Raw genomic sequence first — 20,701 nt, forward strand, 5'->3', positions numbered from 1 at the left:
ATTGCGATCGAAGACTCACCACGGAGAACGGGCATGACGACGGCGGGCGCGGGGCAACGCGAATGGCACGTGACGGGGATGGATTGCGGCTCTTGCGCGGCCAAGGTGCGCGGCGCGGTGGAGCGGCTGCCCGGCGTCTCGGAGGTGGATGTGGCGCCGATGGCCGAGCGGCTGCGGCTCAGGCTCGACGAGGCCCTGACCGCGCCCGATAGCATCGAGAAAGCGGTGCGCGCGGTCGGTTTCGGCATCGCCCCCAAGGGCTCGCCGCCCGAGCGGCGAAAGGGGGCCTTCGTGCTGCCCGAGGGCGCGTTTGCGGCTGCGGCTGTGCCCCCCGAACCCGCGCCCGAGCCCGAACCGCAAGCCCCCGCCGCACCGGCCAAACCGGCGCCGCGCAGGTGGTGGCACAGCGCCAAGGGCCGTCTTGTCCTTGGCACCGGCGCCCTGCTGGCCCTGGCCTTGGCGGCGCGCCTCGTTCTGCCCGCCGAGATCGCGCCCTGGGCCTTCGGGCTTGCAACCCTTGTCGGCATCGCCCCGGTGGCGCGGCGCGCTCTCATGCTGGCCCGCGCGCGCATGCCCTTCACCATCGAGATGCTGATGACCATCGCCACCTCCGGCGCGCTCCTGATCGGCGCACCAGAGGAAGCCGCGGTGGTGGTGTTCCTGTTCGCTTTGGGCGAGTTGCTCGAGGGCGTCTCGGCGGACAAGGCGCGCGACAGCATCCGCGCGCTCGCAAGCCTCGTGCCGAAGACCGCGCGGCTCGAGACGGGCGGGCAGATCCGCGAGGTTGCCGCCGAAACATTGCAGATCGGCCAGATTGTGCAGGTCCGCCCCGGCGATCATCTGCCCTGCGACGGCGTGGTGATCGAGGGCATCTCGGGGGTCGATGAAAGCCCGGTGACCGGCGAGAGCCTCCCCAGCCTGAAAGAGCCCGGCGCGGCGGTGTTCGCCGGTTCGATCAACGGCGAGGCGCTGTTGCGCCTGCGCGTCACCAAGGCGGCGGCCGACAACACCATCGCCCGCATCATCCGCCTTGTGACCGAGGCCGAGAGCGCCCGCGCCCCCACCGAGCGGTTCATCGACCGGTTCAGCCGGCTCTATATGCCCGCCGTGGTCGGGGTCGCGGCGCTGGTCGCGCTGGTCCCGCCGCTGGCGTTCGGCCAGGGCTGGAGCGACTGGGTCTACCGCGCGCTTGCGCTCTTGCTGATCGGCTGCCCCTGCGCGCTGGTGATTTCGGTGCCCGCCGCGATCAGCGCGGCGCTGTCGCTGGGCGCGCGCCACGGGCTGTTGCTCAAGGGCGGCAAGGTGATCGAGGCGGCGGCGCGCGTCACCCATGTCGCCTTCGACAAGACCGGTACGCTGACAGAGGGCGCACCGCGGGTGACCGATCTGGTCGCGCTTGGCGGTGACGAGGCTCAGTTGCTGGCGCTTGCCGCCGGGGTCGAGAGCGGCGCGAGCCATCCGCTGGCAAAGGCGATCTGCGCCGAGGCGGAGCGGCGCGGCATCGCCGCCGCCCCCGCCACCGGGGCCCGCGCCCTGCCCGGCAAAGGCGCCGAGGCCGTGATCGAGGGCACCCTCGTCTGCCTTGGCTCGGCGCGTCTTGCCGCGGAGCGCGGCGCGCTGACCGAGGCGCTGGCGACCCGGGTGGCGAGGCTCGAGGCCGAGGGCAAGACGGTGGTGATCTTGCTGCGGGCGGGCGCGGCGCAGGGTCTTGTGGCGCTGCGCGATGAGCCGCGCGCCGATGCGGCGCTGGGGCTGGCGCAGTTGCACGCGCTGGGCCTCTCCACCTTGATGCTGACCGGCGACAATGCCCGCACCGCGCAAGCCATCGCGGCGGAGCTTGGCGCAGAACTTGGCCTCGCGCATCGCGCGCAGCTTCTGCCCGAGGACAAGCTCACGGCGATCCGCGCGCTTGCGACGGCCGGGCGGGTGATGATGATCGGCGACGGGATCAACGATGCCCCCGCGCTGGCGGCGGCGGATGTCGGCGTGGCGATGGGGTCGGGCACCGATGTCGCGCTCGAGACCGCCGATGCGGCGCTGTTGCGCAACCGCGTCGGCGATGTGGCGGGCTTGGTACGCCTTGCCCGGGCCACGATGACGAATATCCGGCAAAACATCGCCATCGCGCTTGGTCTCAAGGCGGTGTTTCTGCTCACCACGGTGTTCGGCATCACCGGGCTTTGGGTCGCGGTTCTGGCTGACACCGGCGCCACCGTGCTGGTGACAATGAACGCGCTGCGGCTTTTGCTGTTCCGCCCGGGCGCACCGACGCAACGCCCCTGAACGGACCGCGGCGGCCTCATCGCCGCGGTCCGGGCGGGCAAGGGTCAGGCGGCAAGGGCGAGACGCGCGCGGCGCGACCGGGTTTGTCGGAGCATCGCGGCGCCTGTCACCCGCGCACGGCGAATTCGGTCACCATGCCCGAGGCCAGATGCCCCATGTGGTGACAATGCAGCATCTAGGGCGCGGCCTCGCCGCATCAAGCGCAAAACCTTCACCAGAGCTGTCATTCACGCGTTGGGCAACGAAGGTCCGGGTTTCAACGGTCCCGTCGCAGCAGGTCAAGATCGCGCGCCCGAAACCACTACGGGATCCGGCCGAGGCGCTCGCGCGGGGGGGGGGGGGCAAGGCCGCGCGTCAGCGCCCGCAATTCGCGCCGGGTCAGGCCGGGCAGGGCTTGCGGGCCAAACACCGCCTCGACCGGCACCCGACCGTGTAGCGCGGGGCAGTTCGGGGCAGGCGCGGCCGATCTCGGCGCAGGTCTCGGGGCCAAGCGAGGCGGCGACGATCGGCCCGGGCCAGAGGCTCTCCACCACCGCACCCTCGGCCACAAGCAGTTTGCCTTGCCGTGCCAAAGTCCGCCACGACAACAGATGGTTGCCCGCCGAGATCCGCAGCAGCTGGCCGCATCTGAATGCCAAAGCGGAGGCCGCCGAATGAGCCGCAATCCGATCACCGCAAAGATCAGCGAAACCGCCACCGCCCAGGTACAGCGCGAACTGGCCTTTGCCAAGCTGCACTCGCCCTTTGACCTGCTGCTCAAAGTGCGCGCGGCCATCTTGCAGCGTTGCGCCGAGCAACACGGGCGAACCCTCGCCGTGCTCGAGAAAGCACTGGAAGGCGGTGCGGCATGAGCGGGAAGTGGCGCTGCCGGTTATTTTGGGGCAATCCCTACACATCCCCGCCCCATAATATGCCGCGCATAGCCCTGTCTGTGCTGTGCGATCTACCTTATCCGATCCCGGATGAGATCGTGCGGATGTCGGCCCCGGGAACCAAATACGCGCCGGGCACTGGCTGGACCATCGGCTGGGAGTGTATCGAGCAGCGCCCAGTTCGCCGATGGAGCACCGAGGCCAAGGGGCGGGTCAGACACCAAAACCTACGCCGCCGGATCGAGAAACGGTTTCCGCTCTTTGCGGAAATGTTCATCGCGGACGAGCTGGCGCGCCGTCCCCAGTATTTCAGAGGTGAAGCATGACCCTCGCCATTGGCATTGCCCTTATCACGATTGGCGCCCTCGGGCTCGCCTTCATCTTCCACTTCGCCGAAGCCGCCAAAGAAGAGGAAACCAACGGCCTCGGCCTCGCCATCGCCGCCACGATCCTGCCGATCCTCTACGCCTCAAGCGCGATCATATGCGTTGGCGTGGCGCTGGCGTTCAACCTGATCTGAGGGTGGCGCGCTATGGCTAACAAACAGATCCCCTTTTCTGCGCCAATGGTGCGGGCGCTGCTTGAGGGGCACAAGACGCAGACGCGGCGCCTTCTTAGGCCACAGCCATCGAAACCATGGGGCTCGGCTTGCATGGACGGGCCACGCTGGTGGACCTGCGACAGCCTCACCCTCGAGGTGATCGAAGAATGGCGGCTGCCTTGGTCGAAGGGCGACCGCCTCTATGTGCGCGAGGCGTGGCGGACAATGGACGGCTTAGATCCTCTCAGCGGCAAACAGATTGCCGAGAAATGCGCCGAGGCTGGCTATCGTCGGGCGTGGGCGCCGATCCAGTATGAAGCTGACGGCGGTCGCGACAACTGGATTAGGGAGCCGCATGGCTGGGGCACAGAGCCGGGCCGCTATCGTCACGCTCGGTTCATGCCCCGCTGGGCCTCACGCCTCACCCTGATCGTGACCGATGTGCGGGTGCAACAGCTGCAGGAGATCAGCGAGGCGGATGCTATGGCAGAGGGCGGCACTTCTGAAAACGGTGAAGTCCCTTTCGGAGAGGGTTACGCCGATGCGTATTGGTTCAATCACGGGCAAAATCACGGAAACAGCTTCGACACGCCGCGCGAAAGTTTCCGCGACCTCTGGAACAGCTTGCACGGCCGCGACGCATGGGGTGCCAACCCGTTGGTGGTGGCAATCAGCTTTGACGTGATCCGGGCGAATATCGACAGCGTGGGCTCTCGCAATGGGTAAACACGATCCCCACTTTACCCCCCGACTGATGCCAGCCCCGGAGGTCGCGCACTATTTGGGCGTGTCCGAATCCATGCTGCGGCAGCTCGATCTGCCCCGGCGCATGCTGGGCGCGAAACGCCTTTACGATCGCTTTGATCTTGACGCCTATGCTTCCTCCTTGCCCATTGAAGGCGAGAGCGAGGGGGAATCGGCATGCGATCACCTGTTTGGGGTGTCCAGTTGAAGGGGATCAGGCGCCAGCGTCGTGGTGACCGCGTGGTGAAATATCATCGCGCCACGGGCATCCGCTTGCCGGATTTGCCCGAAACGCACCCGGATTTTGTGGCCGCATGGGCAACAGCCGAGGCGAGCCTGAAAGACCCAATCGCCATTGCGCGCCGAAAAGGCCAGCCGCGCCGTTGCCGAGCTGTCAAAGCTCTATCAATCCATCTTGCGCCGCGACTTTGATGCGATTGAAACCGCTTACGGTACCGCCCCCCTCAAAGGGCTCAAGCCGCGCCATATCGAGGCGGACCTCGACAAGCTCAACGCCGATGCCGCCAACAAGCGCCTAAAAGCATGGCGGCGCGTGCTTGGCGGGCCAAGCGCCGGGGCGAGATCGAAGTCGACCCATCACTTGGCGTCAAGCGCTCCAAGCCGAAAACAGATGGCTATCCAGCGTGGACCCATGCCGAGGTCGCAGCCTTTCGCGCGCACTGGCCCATCGGAACAGTGGCCCGCGCCTGCTTTGAACTCGTTTGCTGGACCGGCGCGCGCACCAAAGACGCGGTAACCCTTGGCCCGCGCAATATCGACCACGATGGCGTGCTGACATATCGGCAGACAAAAACCGGCAACCCGGCACTTGTGCCATGGTCCAGCCCGCTGCCACCCTATGCGATTGGCTGGGCCGATGAGCGCGAAACCGTCAAGGCCGCACTCTCTTGCCTCGCCGGGGGCTTTACCTTTCTTGAAGCGCAAGGCCGAGTGCGATCGGTCAAAGGGCTGGGCAATGTGATCCGCGATGCCGCAGCGGCTGCCGGCATCGAGAAGTCAGCGCACGGCCTGCGCAAATACCGGCTCACCGCCATCGCGGAATCGGGCTGGCAGGCGTATGCGATCATGGCGTGGGGCGGCCACCAGACGCTTGCAGAGGCCGAGCATTAAACGCGCTCAGCGGACCGATAACGCCTTGTGATGGGGCAGGGACAAACGGGGAACGTTGTGTCACCCGCACGCCTTGATACAAAAACGGCGAAAAACTGAGCATTTTCAATGCCATTTTGCCGCTCTGGTAGGCCCGGAGGGACTCGAACCCCCAACCAAGGCGTTATGAGCGCCCTGCTCTAACCATTGAGCTACAGGCCCCCAGAGTGCGCAAAGGCTTACGGATGGCAGCCGCCTCGGTCAAGACGACATGCACGCCAAAATCCGTCAAAACGCCTCAGCCCGCGATCAGGCTTTGCTGGGCGGTTGCGGGCGGCGGGTGGGGGGCTCGGTTTGCGGCGCACCCGACCAGACGACCGGATATTCCAGCCAGCGCTGCACAAAGTTCCACGAATGCGAAAACCCGTCATGCGGCAAGGTGCAGGCGGAGCAATCCTTGCGCTTCACGCCATTGGCGCTGTCGAGCACCTTATAGGGGCCGGGGCATTCATAGGCGATGAGCGGGCAGTAGCAAAACAGGCAGTTGAACTCGCGCTGCACGCCCTCGTGGCACGGCAAAAAGGGGCAATTGGTATTGGTGAAGCCTTTGAACCCTTCGTTCGTCGTGCTGTCTTTGGGTTGCATGATTTGGCCCTCTCTCCCGCTTGGCGGCTTTATGAAGGGCGCGGCCTGCGCAGGTCAAGCTTTGCGCTACGGGCTGCGCGCAATTGCGCGTGGTGGGGCGCGCCAAGGCTGTTAGGATGGCGCCGAAACGGAAGGACCCTGCCATGACATCTTTGCGCTATCGCACCCTGCTTTTGGGCGGAACCGGCACGATTGGCCGCGCCACAGCACAGGCTTTGCTTGAAGCCGGGCACGGGGTTACGGCGCTGGTGCGGCCGGGGACTGACCCTGCGCTTTTACCCGGCTGCACGCTGGTCGAAGGCGATGTGACCGCGCCGGATACGGTGGAAAACCTGCTCAAAGCCCAGCCCCATGCCGCGATTGTGTCCTGCCTTGCGAGCCGTAGCGGCGCGCCCGAAGATGCTTGGGAGATTGACCACCGCGCGCATTCTTTGGCGTTGGAGGCGGCGTTGGAGACGCGGGTGCAGCGCTTCGTGCTGTTGTCGGCCATTTGTGTGCAAAAACCGCATCTCGCGTTTCAAAAAGCCAAGATCGCCTTTGAATCGCAGCTGCGCGCCTCGCCGCTCATCTGGTCAATCGTGCGGCCCACGGCGTTTTTCAAATCGCTTTCCGGCCAAGTGCCGCGGGTGCAAGGGGGCAAGCCGTTTTTGGTGTTTGGCGATGGCACCCGCACCGCCTGTAAGCCGATTTCGGATGCCGATCTGGGGCGGTTCATCGCCTCTTGCCTGACCGATGCGGATAAAGAGCGTAAGATCCTGCCGATTGGTGGCCCCGGCCCGGCGATCACCCCGCTGGATCAAGCGGCAATGCTCGAACGGCTCACCGGCGCGCCCGTCAAAATCAAGCATGTGCCGTTCGCGTTGATGGATGTCATCGTCGGTGTGCTGGGGGCGCTCGGTAAAGTTGCCCCCAAGTTCAAAGCCAAAGCAGAATTGGCCAAAATCGGGCGCTATTATGCGACTGAGAGCATGTTGTTGTGGAACCCGCAAACCGGGCGCTACGACCCCGAGGCCACACCCGAATATGGCACCGACCGGTTGGAGGACCATTACGCCGCGATGTTGCGCGGCGAGGTGGGCGATGATCGCGGCGCGCATGCAATCTTTTGACTTCACGCATTGGTGCGCGGAAGTGACGTGACAGCTTGCCGCACCGTGCTACCTTCGCAAAACCGCCCCTCCATTGGGGCGGTACGCAGCGGAGGACCCTATGCAACGACGCCAATTCCTGATGACGTCCTGCCTTGCCGCCCTGTTCGGGGGCGTGCGTTTGGCGCAGGCCGAGGAAAGCTTTCCCGTCAGCTATAGTGATGCGGAATGGCAAGAGCGGTTGAGCCCGGATCAATATGCGATTTTGCGCAAGCATGGGACGGAATACCCCTTCACCAGCCCGCTCTTGAAAGAGCATCGCAAGGGAGTTTTTGCCTGTGCGGGCTGCGAACAGGAGCTGTTTTCTTCGGACACGAAATATGAAAGCGGCACTGGCTGGCCAAGCTTTTGGCAACCGATTGCCGCCGGGGCTGTGGGCGAAACGGTGGACCGCAGCATGGGGATGGTCCGGACCGAGGTGCATTGCGCGCGCTGTGGCGGGCATTTGGGTCATGTGTTCAACGATGGCCCTCGGCCTACGGGATTGCGCTATTGCATGAACGGGGTGGCGATGACCTTTCAACCCGCTGAGGCCTAAGTCATGACGCTGGCCTTGCTCGCTTATCTTGGGGGCGTTCTAACCATTCTGAGCCCCTGCATTTTGCCGGTTTTGCCGTTTGTCTTTGCCCGCGCCGGGCTTTCCTTCTGGCGCGGCCCTGCGCCGATGCTGGCGGGGATGGCCTTGGCTTTCGCGGCGGTGGCAACGCTCGCCGCCGTGGGCGGTGGTTGGGCCGTGGCGGCAAACCAATGGGGCCGTTGGATTGCACTTGCACTCTTGGCCGCCTTTGGGCTGATGCTGCTTCTTCCGGGGCTGTCGGATCGGCTCTCGCGCCCCGTGGTTGCGCTTGGCAACCGTCTTTCCACGCAGGCAGAGGCGCAACCCTCGATTGGTGGCTCTGTGCTTTTGGGCATTGCGACCGGGCTTTTGTGGGCGCCTTGCGCGGGGCCAATTTTGGGGCTGATCCTTACAGGGGCGGCGCTGAATGGTGCTAGCCTTGGCACCACCGCGCTGCTTTTGGCCTATGCGCTGGGTGCGGCGACCGCGCTGGGGGTGGCGGCTTTTGCAGGCGGGCGGCTCTTTGCGACTTTGAAGCGCAGCCTTGGCTTTGGCGAAGGGCTGCGCCGGGTGCTGGGCGTCGCCGTTTTGGCAGGCGTGGCAGCGATTGCGCTTGGCCTTGATACGGGCATTTTGACGAAACTCTCCACCGCCTCCACCAATCGGCTGGAAGCGGGCTTGATCGAGAAACTTGGACCGCAGGAAACCGCCTCTGTCGTGATGCCGGAAGCGGGCGGCGCAATGATGATGCAGGGCGGTCCGGCGATGATGGCAGGCGGGGCGGCGATGACTGGCCCTGCGATGACGGGGCCCGGTATGACGGGCAACCCAGCATTGATGATGGCCGCCGATCCGGCCATGGTCGGCACGGGCGCAGCCGCTTTGCCGATTGAAGGGCAAATGCCTCCGCTTGAGGGCGCGGTGCAATGGCTGAACTCCGAGCCGCTCACGGCAGAAGACTTGCGCGGCAAGGTCGTGCTGATCGACTTCTGGACCTATTCCTGCATCAACTGCCTGCGCGCGATCCCCTATGTCAAAGCCTGGGCCGAGACTTATGGCCCGCAGGGGCTCGTGGTGATTGGCGTTCATGCGCCGGAATTCGCCTTTGAGAAAGACCCGCGCAATGTCACCCGCGCAGCCAATGACCTTGGCATCACCTACCCTGTCGCGCTTGACAATGACTATGCAATTTGGCGCGCCTTCCAAAACCGCTTTTGGCCCGCGCATTACTTTGTAGATGCCGAGGGGCGCATTCGTCACCACCACTTTGGTGAGGGTGGCTATGAAGAATCAGAGCAGGTGATCCAGCAGCTTCTGGCCGAAGCGGGTCTAAGCAAAGTTGCCCCGCCACCAACCGAGGTGACCGGGAGCGGGGTATCCGCCGCAGCAAATATGGCTGAGGTTCTCTCGCCCGAGACCTATTTGGGCCATGCCCGCGCCGCCAATAACTTCAATGCTGAAGGCTTGGTGGCTGAGGAGGCGCATGACTACGTTGCGGCCACCGACCTTCGGCTGAATGAATGGAGCTTTGATGGTCGTTGGACCGTGGGGGAAGAGGCCGCGCGGTTGGCGGGCCCAGAGGGTGCGATCAACTTCCGCTTCCATGCGCGAGATGTGCATTTGGTGCTTTCGCCCGGCGTTGCGGCAAAGCCCGTGCCCTTCACCGTCACCATTGACGGCCAGCCCCCCGGTGCAGACGCGGGGCTAGATGTCGATGCCGAAGGGCGCGGCACTGTCACCACAGACCGGCTTTATCAGCTTTACCGCGCCAAAGGGGCGGTGGGCGAGCACCTGTTCGAAATCCGCTTTGACCACCCCGGTGTCGAAGCTTTTGCCTTCACCTTCGGATAAAGGAGTGCGTGATGAAACGCCCGATCCTCGCCCTTGCTTTGATCCTGTCGCTTGGCCAGCCGGTGCTGGCAAAAGAGGGGGTAGCAATCCCCGCCCCCACCGCCAGTATTGCTGAAGCCGGGCCGCAAACCGCTGTTTTCGCAGGTGGATGCTTTTGGGGTGTGCAGGGCGTTTTTCAACACACCAAGGGGGTGATTTCCGCCACCTCAGGCTATGCGGGTGGAGCGGCGGGCACCGCCAATTACAAACAGGTCAGCCGGGGCACCACCGCCCATGCCGAGGCGGTGCAGGTGGTCTATGACCCCGCGCAGGTCAGCTATGGCGATTTGTTGCAAATCTTCTTTTCCGTTGCCCATGACCCAACGCAGTTGAACCGCCAAGGGCCGGATTGGGGCACGCAATATCGCTCTGCCCTGTTCCCGATGACCGAGGAACAAGAACAACTGGCAAAAGACTATATCGGCCAGCTCAATCGCGCCCGCGTTTATGACGCGGCGATTGTGACCAAGCTCGAAGGTGCGCAGCCGTTTTACCCAGCCGAGGGCTATCATCAAAACTTCCTCGCCCGAAACCCGATGCACCCTTACATCGTGCAAGAAGACCTACCCAAGATTGAGGCACTCAAACGTCTGTTCCCGCAAGAGTTTCAGGCCACGCCAGTGCTTTTGTATCTGACCAACTAAGCGGGGTCGAATTGCGTGGCGGGTTTGACTATGGTCAACCTCGTTCCTGTCGGTTCATGCGAGTAAGGGCCGAAAGACAGACCGAGAGGACCGATGGAACCCGCCGCCAAGACCGATGCTGCCCAATGCCCCTTCGCACACCGCCGCCCGGTCAAGCCGCCGCCACGCCCCGAAAAAGTGGGTGTGCGCGATTTCTTCCGGTTGGTGCGGCAAGACATTCTGGCGGTGCAACCAAAGCGGCTGTTTCATGCGTGGATGGCAGAGTTCCGCTCGCCCTTCTTCACCTCTTATCTGTGCAATGATCCCGACCTTGTGGATTTGGTGCTGACCCGGCGGCCCAATGATTTTCCCAAATCTTTGCGGTTGTTTGAGGGACTGACACCGCTTTTGGGGCATTCGATCTTCATCACCAATGGGCCGGAATGGGAACGCCAGCGCCGGATCATTGACCCCGCTTTTGATGGGGGCCGCACCAAAGAGGTGCTGCCCGCAATGTGGGATGCGGCGGTGTCTTGCGTGGAGCGGCTGCGCCCGCTGGCCGATGGTCGCCCGGTCGATGTGGAAGGCCAAGCGAGCCATGTGGCTTTGGACGTGATCTTCCGCACCATGTTCTCGATCCCGGTGGAACATGCCACCGCGAATGCGGTCTTTGATGCCTTCCGCGCGCACCAAGCCTCGCGCCCGATGGTGAACACGGGCACCCTGTTCAGCCTGCCGCGCTGGTTGCCGAAACTGCGCTTTGGCGCGACCAACCGCACCGCCAAGCAAATCCGGGGTTTCATTTCGAGCCTTGTGGATACGCGGGCCGCAGAGATTGCCGCAGGCACCGCACCCGATGATTTGGCGACGCGGATCATGACAACGCCCGACCCGGAAGATGGCAAATGCTTCACGCCGGGCGAGATGGTCGATCAGGTCGGGATCTTCTTGCTCGCAGGGCATGAAACGGGGGCCGCGGCGCTCGCTTGGTCGCTTTACCTGATGGCGCTTTATCCCGAATGGCAGGAGCAACTTGCCGCCGAGGCGCAAGAGGTGATCGACCCTGAAAAAATCTATGCCTCTTCCGTCTCGCGCCTGAAGCTAAGCCGCGCGGTATTCCGGGAATCGATGCGGCTTTACCCGCCGGTGCCGATGTATCTGCGCGAAACCGTGCAAGAAGAAGAATTCCGGGGCCGCAAGGTTGAGAAAGGCTCGCTCGTCGTGGTCAGCCCGTGGCACCTGCACCGCCATGAACGGATTTGGAAGAACCCGGATGATTTCGACCCGACGCGGTGGGACACGCCCGAGGGGCGCGAAAGCTCGCGGCTCTCTTACATCCCGTTCTCGGCGGGGCCGCGGGTCTGCCCCGGCGCGGGCTTTGCAATGGCGGAAGGGCCGCTGCTGCTGGGCATGATATTGCGCAACTACAAGGTGCATATGATCGAGGGGCGCGAGCCGATGCCGGTCGCGCAGCTGACCGTGCGGGGCCGCGATGGGATATGGCTGGGCCTCACCCCGCGGGAAGCCCCCGAGGTTGCCGCAAAGACAAACGAAAAAGCCCCGATGGCTGAGCCGGTTTAACCCGGCTCAGATCGCCTCATCGAAGAAGAGGAAATCGTCACCCGACCCGGAACTGGCGGGCGGGCTGTCGAAATCATCGAACAAGGTCACCTCATCATCGCTGGTGCCCGTTGGCGTGCCGATGATCGTTTCCGGATCGACCCCGATCGTGCCGAGCCAAGTATCAAGCACATTGCGTTCGATTTCGATCGACAGAATATCACGCAGATGCGCGATCAGCGCGACCTCGTCTTTGGTCAGGATAAACTTGCGGGTGCGCGGCTCACGCGAAATAGCCATCGCCACCTCATCCACCAATTGGCGCAATTCTTTTTGATGGTCTTCCATCGCCTTCACGCCCGCAGCAATGCCGCCCGATAGCTGCGATTGGTTTGCATTGATCGCATCTCGCGCATCCGCCAAGGCGGAGCGCAGCTTTTCAAGCCCCTGCGTGACTTCCAATTCCAGCCCGCCACGGATTTTCTGCGTTTCTTGTGCTTGCTGATCCAGCATCTCGGCCACGGTGCTTGCCGATTTGCGCATCGCATCCAGATCACGATGCATATGCACAACGCAGGTGCTGCTTTGCTCGACAAGATCACGCAATTGATGCGCGATCACTTTGAGCGGCAAGCCATCCTGCCCAAGGCTTGAACAGGCGATCACCGCATTGATGCCAATCAGGTTCATCCGTGCTTCAAGCGCGCCGATTTCCTGCACCAAGCCTTGCACCCGCTCGACGCCAGCGCTGAGCCGCAGAGCATCATCGCCAAGGTCTTGTTGCAGGGCCGAAACATCGGCCAGAACGGTCTCGATTTGGGTGAAAGATCGCAAAAGCTCCACCACCCCGGTTCGCCCGGGGCTGAACAGATCATCGACTTCCGCCAAGAAGGTGGTGGTCTGGTTGGTGGCGAGCCGAAGCTGACGTTCCAGCAAGGAAACCTGCGGCGCGTGGCGCTCGGTCGCGTCAAACATCTGCCGTTGCACCAGCGCCAAAAGCGCCGCTTGCAAGCCAAGCCCCGGCGCGCGGTCACAGACCGCCTCAAACATTTCTTCGATATGCTCAAGCCGCTGCCGCATCGCATCGCCCGATTGCAGCGCAAAAACGGATTTGGACACGGCATCGCGGATCGTCAGCGCTCCGCGCGATAGCTTACCGCCCTGTGTGGTCAATGCGCCGATATGGTCTTCCAACTGACCAAGCCCGGTAAAGATGTCACCCAAAACCACGGCGGCACGTTCGTCCAATTGCCGGCCCAAATCGGCGGAACGCCCGCGCGCCACCTCGACCGCCTCATCCAGATGCGCCAGGGCATCGTTGATTTCCACCAACTTGCCAAAGGCTTGTTGCACCAATTCGGCGGCATCGCGGGTAAAGACTGTCATCGAGTCTTTCACATCGACCATCGGCGCCACGGTCACGCGCGCATTTAACGCGACAATGTTCATGGTGCGGATCGTGCGCGACAATTGCGCCACGGCCGAATGCATGGTGCGCGCTGTTTCCAGCGTGTTCGAAAGCGGCGTGCGCGCCTCCTGTACGCTTGCCAAAAGCGCATGCAGCATCGTTTCAAAACGGCGGATCGTGGCGGCCAGCCCCTGCACTTCGCCCGCAGAGGCAAGCTCAGAAATAGCACCGATGGGCCGTTCCACGGTTTCAAAACGGTCACAGACCGACATGAGTGCGCTGCCAGTGGTCAAGAAATGCGCCTCGGTGCGTTCGCGCACCTCACGCACCTTTTCACGCCCGGTTTCGGCGGTCCGGCAGAGGGAGGATTTGGCTGAGGTCATGCGGCTCCATCCCGGTGTTTCGGGCGCGTGGCCCCCGTGAAACTGGTGATTTGGGCGGGAATAGCCCCCAGCGGCAATTGCCGCTCGGCTCCGCCCATTTCAAAGGCTTCACGCGGCATGCCGTAGACGACGCAGGTTGCCTCATCTTGGGCAATCGTGCGGGCACCGTTTTGATACATCTCCAGCATCCCCGCAGCGCCATCCGAGCCCATGCCAGTGAGGATGATCCCAAGCGCATTGGCCCCCGCTTGCTGCGCGGTGGAACGGAACAGCACGTCGACCGAAGGGCGGTGGCGGGTGACATAAGGCCCATCCAGAAGGCTCACCTGATAGCCGCGCCCGACGCGCCGCAACACCATATGGCGGTTGCCCGGTGCGATCAGCGCCAGCCCGGGGGCGACGGTATCGCCCGTTTCGGCCTCCTTCACGGTGATTTGGCACAGCCCATCAAGGCGGCGCGCAAAGGCCCCGGTAAAGGCTTCGGGCATATGCTGCACAATCACGATACCCGGCGCATCCGCTGGCAAGGCGGTCAGCACCTCGCGCAGAGCCTCGGTGCCACCGGTAGAGGCACCAATCGCGATGAGCGGGGCGGTTTGCGGCACAGCCACCGGTTCGCGATAGGGCAAGATCACATCGGCGGTGAATTTCTCTCCGGGGCTTAGCGCATCGGGGCGCATCTTGCGGCCCTTGCGTGCGGCCACAGCGGCGCGCAAGGCATCGCCCAGACGGATCGCCGCTTCGCGCCGCGCCTCGGGGCTGTCAAAGCGCGGCTTTGCCAGAACCTCGGCGGCACCGCTTTCAAGCGCCTTGATCATCGCCTGCGAGCCGCTTTCGGTATGGCTCGAGCAGACCACGACGGGCAGCGGACGCTGCGACATGATTTTGCGCAGGAAGGTCAGCCCATCCATTTTCGGCAATTCAAGATCCAGCAGCATCACGTCAGGCAGCGTGTCGCGCATCATTTTCGCGGCTTCATAAGGGTCGGCGGCGGCGCCCATCAGGCTCAGCCCCGGATCTTCGCGCACGATCGAGGCGAAGGCCGAACGGATCGCGGCGGAATCATCAACAATCAGAACATTTAACGGCGCTGCGCTCATGGGTCAGATCCTGTTGTAAACGGCGGGTGCAATCTGTTTAAGCGCGGGATGACGCACGACCATCGATTCCGAATGGCCAACGAACAGGCTGCCGGTTGGGGCAAGATGGTGGACAAGCCGATCAATCAACGCGGCCTGATCTTCCGGCGTGAAATAGATCAGGACGTTGCGCAGAAAGATCACATCGACATCGCTGTCGATCGGAAAGCTCTCATCCATCAGGTTGAGCCGGGTAAAGTTCACACGGGCCCGCAACTCGGGCACCACCCGAAAGGCTTTCGCATAGTCGCCCGTGCCTTGCAGGAAATAGCGATTACGCTCGGCCGGTGTAAGCGGGCGAAGCTGGTCTTCGGGATAGATCGCGAGGCGCGCGGTCTCAAGCACCCGGTTGTTGATATCCGTGCCAAGGATCACCCAATCAAAGGGTGACACCCGCGCCTGTTCGGCGAGCACCATCGCCAGCGTATAAGCCTCAGCCCCGGTGGACGCTGCGGCACTCCACGCTTTGAAGCGGTTGCGCCCGGTTTCGCGGAAACGCGGAATGCAAACCTCTTGCAAGATATCGAAATGCTCGGATTCACGAAAGAAATCCGTCTTGTTGGTCGTCACCGCATCAAAAATGTGGTGACGTTCCGAGTCGAAGGATTTCGTTTCATAAAGCCACTTCAGGTAGCCGTCGAAATCCTTCAGACCAAGCGCAACGATGCGTTTGTGAAACCGCCCGGAGATCATAACCCGTTTTGCCGACGACAGGTTCACACCGATCTCGTCACGAATAAAATCGGTGAACTGCGTGAACAGGTCAGGGCCTTGGTTTCGGGCGGTGTTGGGCATCATGCAGCCTTTGCGCCTTGGGCCTGATCTAGGGTTTCGGCATCGAACATGCCGTCCAGATCAAGCATAGCCACCAGTTTTCCATCCCGTCGGCCCAGCCCGGCCACGAAGCGGCTGACACCGTCGGCCATGCCGGTTTCGGGCAGCGGGTCTTGCTTCGGGCCATCAAGTTCGGTCACTTCGAGCACGCGTTCGGTCTTGAGCGCGATCCCAAGAGGGCCCCGCGGCGTATCGAGCCGCAAGACCACCAGCCGGGTGGCCGCATCATCGGGCTTGGGCGCAAGGCCCAAGAGCCGCCGCAGGTCAACCACGGCCACCCCGGTGCCGCGCACATCGATCACACCCAGAAGATGGGTGGGCCAATGCGGCACCTTGAGGAAAGGCGCCAGATCGAGGATCTCTTGGACCCGCGCAACCGGCAGGGCAAAGAGATCACTGTCAATCTGTAGCGTGAGGACCTGAGGACCAATCATGCCACGCGGCCCCGCTTCGCACCACCAGAGCTGAGGAAGCTGGCGTCGAGGTCGTCTTCCGAACTATCAAGCTGGAAGTCGAAGCCACCGCCGTTCGATTGCGCAGCCGGTTTCGGCGCAGACCGGACCGGGGCCGGGGCTTTGCGCGCGGGCGCGGCTTTGCTGGGGGTGCGGCGCGAGCCGGTTTCGCTGTCGCTCAGGCGGAAGAAGCCAATCGCCGCTTGCAGTTGGTCGGCCTGACCCGAAAGCTCTTCGGCAGTGGACGACATTTGCTCGGCGGCCGAGGTGTTTTGCTGAGTCACCTGATCCAGCTGCTGGATCGCGGTATTGACCTGCGAGGCACCGGCGGCTTGTTCGCTTGAGGCACGCGAGATGTTCTCGACCAGTTTCGAGGTGCGCTCGATATCGGGCACGAGGCCGGCCAGCATATCGCCCGCTTCTTGCGCCGCACGCACGGTGTTGCTCGACAGCGAGGAAATTTCGCCAGCCGCCGCTTGCGAGCGTTCGGCAAGCTTACGCACTTCCGAGGCAACAACCGCGAAACCACGGCCATGTTCGCCAGCACGGGCCGCCTCGACCGCAGCGTTCAGCGCCAGAAGGTCGGTTTGACGGGCGATTTCCTGCACCACCATGATCTTTTCGGCGATGGTTTGCATCGCATCGACGGCACGGGTCACCGCGCTGCCCGACAGACGCGCATCTTCAGCAGATTTCCGCGCCATCGCCTCGGTTTCACCCGCGTTTTGGGCGTTTTGCTTGATCGAGGCGGCCATCTCTTCCATCGAAGAAGAGGCTTCTTCGGTCGCGGTCGCTTGTTCCGTGGCGCCGTGGTTGAGTTCTTGCGCCGTCGAGGAAAGCTGCTCGGCCCCGGTGGCCACATCGCGCGAGGCGGTCGAGACATCGTTCACGATAACACGCAGACGCTCCACCATATCATTGAGCGCGATCGAGAGATCACCGATCTCGTCACGCGAGGTCACGTCCATGGTGTGGCGCAGATCGCCTTTGGCCACATCTTCGGCCAGACCGACGGCTGCACCAAGCGCTTTGCGCAGACGCGCGCCGAACATCAGTACCAGCGTCAACGCGAGCAAGATTGCCCCCAAGGCGACGCCGCCAATCAAAAGCGCGATCATGTCCGAACGGGCGAGGCCAACTTCGGTGAGCACATCTGCTTCATGCTGTTGAAAAGCTTCTAGCTTCTCCACCAATTCGGTGAAGGGTGCAACGGCTTCGAGATAGGCGCCAACAGCCTCATTCTGACCTTCGCTGTTGCGAGCACGGGCAACGGCCTCAAGCCGGGAGAATGCGGCCTCTGCCGTCACTTTCGCGGCGACGGCTTCTTCAAGCATCACTTCTTCATCGGCGGAATGCTCGGTCGAGAGATAGGATTCCCATTCCTGCGCGCTCGTTTGGCGCATCGTCGCCAGTTCTTCTTGCGCTTCGGTCCAGCTGATCTTGCCATCGGCAGCTCGGCGCAACACACGGGGCGCCTCGACGACATAGGCGGCATCGACTTGGCGCAGGTGCATCAACGGCATAACGCTGTTGTCATGCACCGAATGCAGGGCTTTCGCCCCTTGGGTGTCCCCCCAGATCCCGATCGCGGCAATCCCCACCATAGCGGAGATGGTCACCATCTGGAGCAGGAACATTTTCGCGGCAACGCTTTGCAAGCGCCCGCGCGAGGTCTTGGTTTTGGCAGTCATCTATGGATGTCCTTCCTAGGTTCAGCGCTGCGGGCGCAGTGCGATTTGAAGATCGCCGGCAGGTCCGGCAAAATAACGAATTCCCCGTCGCGCTGGCCGATGCCGCGCACGATTTCTGTTGGCCAACGACTGCCTACGGGCGGCGCGGCATCGACGCTTTCAAGATCAAGAGCCGAGACATCGAGCACCTTGTCGGCCAAAATGGCGACGGTGGTAGCCCCGCCTTCCAGTTCGACATCCAGCACCACCATTCGGGTGTCATGCGTCGTTTCTTCGGCCTCCATGCCAAAGATCGCGCGCAGATCGGCGAGCGGCACCACGGCGCCGCGCACATTGATCAAGCCAGACACGAAAGACCCGGCATTTGGCACGCGCGTGACGGGCACGGGCTCAAGGATTTCATGCAGGTTCGAGGCGGCCACAGCGAGCATCTCTTTGCCCAAGCGCATCGTTACCACGTCGATCTGATTGCCGTTCATGCTGCACTCTCCCGGCGAATATGCTCTTCGGCCTCGCGCCCAAGCGCCACGATCTGGCCCACATCCAGCACCAACGCGACGCGGCCATCGCCCAAGATCGTCGCACCAGAGAAGCCGCGCAGATGTGCGTGCAATTGGCTGAGTTGCTTGATCACGGTTTGCGTGTTGGAGACGATCCGGTCGACCACGAGGCCGATCCGGTGCCCACCGGCCTGAACGATCACCACTTTCGGGTGCAGGCTCAGCGGTGCATCGACATGGAAGAGTTCGCGCAGCCGCAAGAACGGCACCAGCGCGCCGCGGATATTCAGGAACGCGGCAGAGCCGTTTTCTTGCGCTTGGGCCAGCGGCAGTTCCACGCATTCTTCCACCGCCGCAAGCGGGATCGTGTAATGCTCGCCGCCCACTTCGATCAGCAACCCGTCGATAATGGCGAGCGTAAGCGGCAGGCGCAGGGTCACGGTGGTGCCGTGGCCCGGTTCGGAATCGAGCTCAATCTGGCCGCGCAATTGTTCAATCGTGCGGCGCACCACATCCATGCCGACGCCCCGCCCCGAAACCTCGGTCACAGCAGCGGCGGTGGAGAAGCCCGGCTCAAAGATCAGGTTGTACAGATCGCGCTCCGACAGTTGCGCATCGGGGCTGATCAGACCGTTGGCCTCGGCGCGGGCGCGGATTTTGCCCGGATCAAGGCCACGGCCATCATCGGTTAGCGTGATCAGCACCTCGGCGCCCGCATAGGCCGCCGAAAGCCGCACCGTACCGCCCTCGGGCTTGCCGGCAGCGCGGCGTGCCTCTGCACTTTCCAGACCGTGATCGGCCGAGTTGCGCAGCAGGTGCACAAGCGGATCGGCGATCAGGTCAATCATCGTTTTGTCGAGTTCGGTTTCTTCGCCCGACACTTCAAAATGAATGGGCTTTTCAAGCATCGCCGAAAGGTCGCGCACCAAACGGCGGAACCGCCCGGTGATCGAGCCAATCGGCACCATTCGCATCGACATGGTCGCGCTGCGCAGGCCCGCAGCGAGGCGCTCGATATCTTCAGCAACGGCCAAAAGCGCGGGGTCGCGGCTTTGCGCGGCCAAGGCTTGCAAGCGCGCCTCGACAATGACCAATTCGCCAACGCGATCCATCAACTCATCAAGCCGTTCCGTCGCCACGCGCATCGTTTCGCCAGCAGCGGGGGCAGCCTTTGCAGGAGCGCCAGCGGCCGGAGTGCTTGGCCCCGTCTCGGGGGTTGCCGTGCCTTTCGCCTCAACCGGGGCCGAGGGCGCGGCGGGGGCGGCATGGCCACCCTCCAAGGTCAGTTCCAGATCATCGCCATGGAACATGAACACATCTTCGATCGCCTCGCGCAGCACGGGCGTTTCAAAAGCAACGCGCCAGCCAACAAGGAAATCGAGCGGGTCCAGCGTTTCGAGCGGGGCGATCCGGTCTGTGATCGCCTGCACCTGCGCGGGCGCGAGTTCACGCAACTCATCCAGCAGCATGCTCGGGTCATGGCCCAGCTTCACCACATCTGGCGGCAGGCGGAAGCGCAGAGCCTCGGCCACCGGCGCGGCATTTTCTGGCGCAGCCTCGGCCTGCGCTGCGGGGGCAGCGCCCTCCCCGCCCGGCATCGCGCGGGCCAGAGTTTCGAGCACGGCTTGCGCGGCAGCAGATTCCGAATCGGGATCGGAGATCATCGGCAAAACCCGGTCACAAGCCGCAAGGGCGGCCGCCACAATCGCCGGGCTCAGCGCCACATCGCCTTGCCGAACACGGTCAAAAGCGGTTTCAAACTCATGCAAAAAGGCGCTCATCGCCGTGTAGCCGAACATCGCCCCGGAGCCTTTGAGCGTATGCAGGCTGCGGAACGCGGCATTCACCATCTCGGAATCATCCGGGGATGTTTCGAGCGCAAGCAGGTCGCGCTCAAGCGCGGCCACCAGTTCGGTGGCTTCCTGCAGAAAGATCTGACCAGCCTCGTCGATCATGCGCGCACGACCTTGCGAACAACATCAAGCAGCTTTTCTTGATCGAAGGGTTTGGTCAGCCAGCCGGTCGCGCCTGCGGCACGGGCTGCGGCCTTCAGGTCATCGCGCGATTCGGTAGAAAGGAAGACCACCGGCACGCCAACCGCACCCGGCGTGGCGCGGAATTTCTTGATGAAGCCAAGCCCGTCAAGGCGCGGCATATTTTGGTCGGTGAAGACGGCATCGACCTTGGTCGCCGCAAGCTTCTGCAGCGCATCTTCGCCATCCACCGCTTCCATCACGGAAAACCCTGCGCTGCGCAGGGTCATCATCATCATTTGCCGGACCGAGGGGCTGTCATCGATGGTCATAATGGTTTTTGTCATGG

At 63.2% G+C, this 20,701-nt stretch carries 21 protein-coding genes and 1 tRNA gene; 12 read left to right on the forward strand and 10 right to left on the reverse strand.

Annotated features, from left to right (window positions below; genetic code table 11):
• Window positions 1-33 precede the first annotated feature (33 nt).
• The 7 genes from CRO18_RS15100 to CRO18_RS19100 all read left to right on the forward strand — a co-directional run bounded on the left by CRO18_RS15100 (window position 34) and on the right by CRO18_RS19100 (window position 5,571).
• A complete protein-coding gene (locus CRO18_RS15100) occupies window positions 34-2,283 on the forward strand; it encodes a heavy metal translocating P-type ATPase (RefSeq protein WP_097082754.1) in 2,250 nt (749 codons plus the stop codon).
• Between the two features lie 653 nt (window positions 2,284-2,936).
• Window positions 2,937-3,134 carry a hypothetical protein gene (locus CRO18_RS15105; protein WP_097082755.1) on the forward strand — a complete coding sequence of 66 codons (198 nt, stop codon included), beginning with the start codon at window positions 2,937-2,939 and terminating at the stop codon, window positions 3,132-3,134.
• Window positions 3,131-3,481, forward strand: coding sequence for a hypothetical protein (locus CRO18_RS15110; protein WP_097082756.1), 351 nt, complete (start codon window positions 3,131-3,133; stop codon window positions 3,479-3,481). Before CRO18_RS15105 ends, CRO18_RS15110 begins: the two co-directional genes overlap by 4 nt.
• Window positions 3,478-3,675 carry a hypothetical protein gene (locus tag CRO18_RS15115; protein ID WP_097082757.1) on the forward strand — a complete coding sequence of 66 codons (198 nt, stop codon included), beginning with the start codon at window positions 3,478-3,480 and terminating at the stop codon, window positions 3,673-3,675. Before CRO18_RS15110 ends, CRO18_RS15115 begins: the two co-directional genes overlap by 4 nt.
• Window positions 3,676-3,807: 132 nt before the next feature.
• Window positions 3,808-4,422, forward strand: coding sequence for a hypothetical protein (locus tag CRO18_RS15120; RefSeq protein WP_143128657.1), 615 nt, complete (start codon window positions 3,808-3,810; stop codon window positions 4,420-4,422).
• Window positions 4,415-4,648, forward strand: a complete 234-nt coding sequence (locus CRO18_RS15125; protein WP_170952703.1) for a helix-turn-helix domain-containing protein — start codon at window positions 4,415-4,417, stop codon at window positions 4,646-4,648. The genes CRO18_RS15120 and CRO18_RS15125 overlap by 8 nt, the downstream gene beginning before the upstream one ends.
• 335 nt (window positions 4,649-4,983) lie before the next feature.
• Window positions 4,984-5,571, forward strand: a complete 588-nt coding sequence (locus CRO18_RS19100) for a tyrosine-type recombinase/integrase (RefSeq protein WP_249276084.1) — start codon at window positions 4,984-4,986, stop codon at window positions 5,569-5,571.
• 125 nt (window positions 5,572-5,696) lie between these two features.
• On the opposite strand, the gene CRO18_RS15135 is transcribed toward CRO18_RS19100, so the two are convergent.
• Both CRO18_RS15135 and CRO18_RS15140 read right to left on the reverse strand, forming a co-directional pair.
• Window positions 5,697-5,772, reverse strand: a tRNA-Ile gene (locus tag CRO18_RS15135).
• A gap of 87 nt (window positions 5,773-5,859) precedes the next feature.
• Window positions 5,860-6,195, reverse strand: a complete 336-nt coding sequence (locus tag CRO18_RS15140; RefSeq protein ID WP_076486356.1) for a cysteine-rich small domain-containing protein — start codon at window positions 6,193-6,195, stop codon at window positions 5,860-5,862.
• Between the two features lie 143 nt (window positions 6,196-6,338).
• Here CRO18_RS15140 and CRO18_RS15145 point away from each other — a divergent pair, with 143 nt between their 5' ends.
• From CRO18_RS15145 to CRO18_RS15165, 5 genes are all read left to right on the forward strand, one after another.
• On the forward strand, window positions 6,339-7,304 hold the full coding sequence (locus tag CRO18_RS15145) for an NAD(P)H-binding protein (RefSeq protein ID WP_097082760.1): 966 nt from the start codon (window positions 6,339-6,341) through the stop codon (window positions 7,302-7,304).
• Window positions 7,305-7,404: 100 nt separating this feature from the next.
• Window positions 7,405-7,881: a peptide-methionine (R)-S-oxide reductase MsrB gene (gene msrB / locus CRO18_RS15150; RefSeq protein WP_097082761.1), complete on the forward strand. Its 477-nt coding sequence runs from the start codon at window positions 7,405-7,407 to the stop codon at window positions 7,879-7,881.
• Between the two features lie 3 nt (window positions 7,882-7,884).
• Complete coding sequence (locus tag CRO18_RS15155; protein WP_097082762.1) at window positions 7,885-9,750, forward strand: cytochrome c biogenesis protein DipZ; 1,866 nt, start codon at window positions 7,885-7,887, stop codon at window positions 9,748-9,750.
• 11 nt (window positions 9,751-9,761) lie between these two features.
• Complete coding sequence (gene msrA / locus CRO18_RS15160; RefSeq protein WP_097082763.1) at window positions 9,762-10,433, forward strand: peptide-methionine (S)-S-oxide reductase MsrA; 672 nt, start codon at window positions 9,762-9,764, stop codon at window positions 10,431-10,433.
• A 93-nt stretch (window positions 10,434-10,526) separates the two neighbouring features.
• Complete coding sequence (locus CRO18_RS15165) at window positions 10,527-11,993, forward strand: cytochrome P450 (protein WP_097082764.1); 1,467 nt, start codon at window positions 10,527-10,529, stop codon at window positions 11,991-11,993.
• A 6-nt stretch (window positions 11,994-11,999) separates the two neighbouring features.
• On the opposite strand, the gene CRO18_RS15170 is transcribed toward CRO18_RS15165, so the two are convergent.
• The 8 genes from CRO18_RS15170 to CRO18_RS15200 are packed head-to-tail and all read right to left on the reverse strand — an operon-like array spanning window position 12,000 to window position 20,699.
• Entirely contained in the window at window positions 12,000-13,763 is a 1,764-nt protein-coding gene (locus tag CRO18_RS15170; RefSeq protein WP_097082765.1) for a hypothetical protein, read from the reverse strand.
• Entirely contained in the window at window positions 13,760-14,863 is a 1,104-nt protein-coding gene (locus CRO18_RS19000; RefSeq protein ID WP_212710147.1) for a chemotaxis response regulator protein-glutamate methylesterase, read from the reverse strand. Before CRO18_RS19000 ends, CRO18_RS15170 begins: the two co-directional genes overlap by 4 nt.
• Window positions 14,864-14,866: 3 nt before the next feature.
• Window positions 14,867-15,697 (reverse strand): protein-glutamate O-methyltransferase CheR, encoded by an 831-nt coding sequence (locus CRO18_RS19005; RefSeq protein ID WP_212710149.1) that lies wholly within the window; start codon window positions 15,695-15,697, stop codon window positions 14,867-14,869.
• Window positions 15,697-16,170 (reverse strand): chemotaxis protein CheW, encoded by a 474-nt coding sequence (locus CRO18_RS15180; RefSeq protein WP_097082766.1) that lies wholly within the window; start codon window positions 16,168-16,170, stop codon window positions 15,697-15,699. Before CRO18_RS15180 ends, CRO18_RS19005 begins: the two co-directional genes overlap by 1 nt.
• Window positions 16,167-17,879 (reverse strand): methyl-accepting chemotaxis protein, encoded by a 1,713-nt coding sequence (locus CRO18_RS15185; RefSeq protein ID WP_212710151.1) that lies wholly within the window; start codon window positions 17,877-17,879, stop codon window positions 16,167-16,169. Before CRO18_RS15185 ends, CRO18_RS15180 begins: the two co-directional genes overlap by 4 nt.
• Window positions 17,876-18,358, reverse strand: coding sequence for a chemotaxis protein CheW (locus tag CRO18_RS15190; RefSeq protein WP_076486366.1), 483 nt, complete (start codon window positions 18,356-18,358; stop codon window positions 17,876-17,878). The genes CRO18_RS15185 and CRO18_RS15190 overlap by 4 nt, the downstream gene beginning before the upstream one ends.
• Complete coding sequence (locus CRO18_RS15195) at window positions 18,355-20,334, reverse strand: chemotaxis protein CheA (RefSeq protein ID WP_097082767.1); 1,980 nt, start codon at window positions 20,332-20,334, stop codon at window positions 18,355-18,357. The genes CRO18_RS15190 and CRO18_RS15195 overlap by 4 nt, the downstream gene beginning before the upstream one ends.
• A complete protein-coding gene (locus tag CRO18_RS15200; protein WP_076486368.1) occupies window positions 20,331-20,699 on the reverse strand; it encodes a response regulator in 369 nt (122 codons plus the stop codon). Before CRO18_RS15200 ends, CRO18_RS15195 begins: the two co-directional genes overlap by 4 nt.
• Window positions 20,700-20,701 lie beyond the last annotated feature (2 nt).

It is taken from the genome of Rhodobacter sp. JA431 (genome assembly GCF_900217725.1).
Lineage (GTDB): Bacteria > Pseudomonadota > Alphaproteobacteria > Rhodobacterales > Rhodobacteraceae > Rhodobacter > Rhodobacter aestuarii.

Excerpts from the sequence above, each read along its gene's own strand:
- CRO18_RS15100 (WP_097082754.1), top strand. The coding sequence starts at position 34 with ATGACGACGGCGGGCGCGGGGCAACGCGAATGGCACGTGACGGGGATG.
- CRO18_RS15105 (WP_097082755.1), top strand. The coding sequence starts at position 2,937 with ATGAGCCGCAATCCGATCACCGCAAAGATCAGCGAAACCGCCACCGCC.
- CRO18_RS15110 (WP_097082756.1), top strand. The coding sequence starts at position 3,131 with ATGAGCGGGAAGTGGCGCTGCCGGTTATTTTGGGGCAATCCCTACACA.
- CRO18_RS15115 (WP_097082757.1), top strand. The coding sequence starts at position 3,478 with ATGACCCTCGCCATTGGCATTGCCCTTATCACGATTGGCGCCCTCGGG.
- CRO18_RS15120 (WP_143128657.1), top strand. The coding sequence starts at position 3,808 with ATGGACGGGCCACGCTGGTGGACCTGCGACAGCCTCACCCTCGAGGTG.
- CRO18_RS15125 (WP_170952703.1), top strand. The coding sequence starts at position 4,415 with ATGGGTAAACACGATCCCCACTTTACCCCCCGACTGATGCCAGCCCCG.
- CRO18_RS19100 (WP_249276084.1), top strand. The coding sequence starts at position 4,984 with ATGGCGGCGCGTGCTTGGCGGGCCAAGCGCCGGGGCGAGATCGAAGTC.
- CRO18_RS15140 (WP_076486356.1), bottom strand. The coding sequence starts at position 6,195 with ATGCAACCCAAAGACAGCACGACGAACGAAGGGTTCAAAGGCTTCACC.
- CRO18_RS15145 (WP_097082760.1), top strand. The coding sequence starts at position 6,339 with ATGACATCTTTGCGCTATCGCACCCTGCTTTTGGGCGGAACCGGCACG.
- msrB (WP_097082761.1), top strand. The coding sequence starts at position 7,405 with ATGCAACGACGCCAATTCCTGATGACGTCCTGCCTTGCCGCCCTGTTC.
- CRO18_RS15155 (WP_097082762.1), top strand. The coding sequence starts at position 7,885 with ATGACGCTGGCCTTGCTCGCTTATCTTGGGGGCGTTCTAACCATTCTG.
- msrA (WP_097082763.1), top strand. The coding sequence starts at position 9,762 with ATGAAACGCCCGATCCTCGCCCTTGCTTTGATCCTGTCGCTTGGCCAG.
- CRO18_RS15165 (WP_097082764.1), top strand. The coding sequence starts at position 10,527 with ATGGAACCCGCCGCCAAGACCGATGCTGCCCAATGCCCCTTCGCACAC.
- CRO18_RS15170 (WP_097082765.1), bottom strand. The coding sequence starts at position 13,763 with ATGACCTCAGCCAAATCCTCCCTCTGCCGGACCGCCGAAACCGGGCGT.
- CRO18_RS19000 (WP_212710147.1), bottom strand. The coding sequence starts at position 14,863 with ATGAGCGCAGCGCCGTTAAATGTTCTGATTGTTGATGATTCCGCCGCG.
- CRO18_RS19005 (WP_212710149.1), bottom strand. The coding sequence starts at position 15,697 with ATGCCCAACACCGCCCGAAACCAAGGCCCTGACCTGTTCACGCAGTTC.
- CRO18_RS15180 (WP_097082766.1), bottom strand. The coding sequence starts at position 16,170 with ATGATTGGTCCTCAGGTCCTCACGCTACAGATTGACAGTGATCTCTTT.
- CRO18_RS15185 (WP_212710151.1), bottom strand. The coding sequence starts at position 17,879 with ATGACTGCCAAAACCAAGACCTCGCGCGGGCGCTTGCAAAGCGTTGCC.
- CRO18_RS15190 (WP_076486366.1), bottom strand. The coding sequence starts at position 18,358 with ATGAACGGCAATCAGATCGACGTGGTAACGATGCGCTTGGGCAAAGAG.
- CRO18_RS15195 (WP_097082767.1), bottom strand. The coding sequence starts at position 20,334 with ATGATCGACGAGGCTGGTCAGATCTTTCTGCAGGAAGCCACCGAACTG.
- CRO18_RS15200 (WP_076486368.1), bottom strand. The coding sequence starts at position 20,699 with ATGACAAAAACCATTATGACCATCGATGACAGCCCCTCGGTCCGGCAA.